1 protein-coding gene is annotated in these 323 nt (G+C 47.7%); it reads right to left on the reverse strand.

Annotated features, from left to right (window positions below; genetic code table 11):
* A partial coding sequence (locus tag AAEY78_RS12475) for a M20/M25/M40 family metallo-hydrolase (RefSeq protein ID WP_352339656.1) occupies positions 1–323 on the reverse strand: 323 nt, incomplete at both ends.

The raw sequence follows: 323 nt of genomic DNA on the forward strand, positions 1-323 counted from the left end.
GCCTACTTCTTCATCAAATGATAAAGCCAAATGTAATGGACGACGTAGCTGACCATTTTTAGATAGTTTTACCGCTTGTGGCAATAAAGTTAATGCACAGGCGATGAAGCCTTTCATATCACAAGCGCCGCGTCCGTATAGCTTGTCGCCACGTATCGTCGCGGTGAACGGCTCGGACGTCCATTCTTGCCCATCGACTGGCACGACATCAGTATGACCAGATAGCACGAGACCGTGATTGACTTCGTCAGCGTTTGCCCCTGCTGGCACAGTAACGAACAGATTGGCTTTATTTTTGGCTTCATTAAAGGTCAAGTCTACTG

Origin of the sequence: Psychrobacter sp. 16-MNA-CIBAN-0192 (genome assembly GCF_040309565.1) — a bacterium.
Classification (GTDB): Bacteria; Pseudomonadota; Gammaproteobacteria; order Pseudomonadales; family Moraxellaceae; genus Psychrobacter.